Origin of the sequence: Facklamia sp. P9177 (genome assembly GCF_050409585.1) — a bacterium.
In the GTDB taxonomy this organism is placed as follows: domain Bacteria; phylum Bacillota; class Bacilli; order Lactobacillales; family Aerococcaceae; genus Facklamia.
The window spans coordinates 1-567 of the sequence record NZ_JBNUPE010000052.1; the positions used below are offsets into that span (position 1 = coordinate 1).

Consider the following 567-nt stretch of genomic DNA (forward strand, 5'->3'; position numbering starts at 1 on the left):
CTAGGCGCTTCCCAGGTGGCGCTAGTGGTAAAGAATCCACCTGCCAATGCAGGAGACACAGGAGACTTGGGTTTGATCCCTGAGTCAAGAAGATCCCCTGCAGAAGGGAATGGCTACCCACTCCAGTATTCTTGCCTAGAGAATCCCATGGACAGAGGAGCCTAACAGGTTATAGTCCAAGGAGTTGCAAGAGTCAGACATTGCTTAGCAACTAAACCACCACCACCATGCTTAGTCTTAGTTATGTCTGACTCTTTGTAGCCCCACAGGCTTTGCCCACTAGGCTCCCCTGTCCATGAGGTTCCCCAGACAAGAATACGGGTGTGGATTGCCATTTCCTCCTCCAGGGTCAACCACAAATGTGGAATGATAAAAAAAAAAGATTGTTCCATGGGTTAAATTAGGTAAACTGACTAATACCATAATGTGTCTCGGTCATATTATGCTGCCCCCCGTTGACCATCTTTACAGAGACAAATTTACACATGATGTTGATTGTATGCTGTGATACAGTTCTAAAACACTCTTTTTACAATATTTTCAGTACATCATAAGCTATTCACTACG

The 567-nt window shown here is 45.0% G+C and carries 1 protein-coding gene; it reads right to left on the reverse strand.

What is annotated here, in order from left to right; all coding sequences use genetic code 11:
• Positions 1-161: 161 nt before the first annotated feature.
• Complete coding sequence (locus tag ACQV18_RS09410) at positions 162-335, reverse strand: hypothetical protein (RefSeq protein ID WP_428893016.1); 174 nt, start codon at positions 333-335, stop codon at positions 162-164.
• Between the last annotated feature and the right edge of the window lie 232 nt (positions 336-567).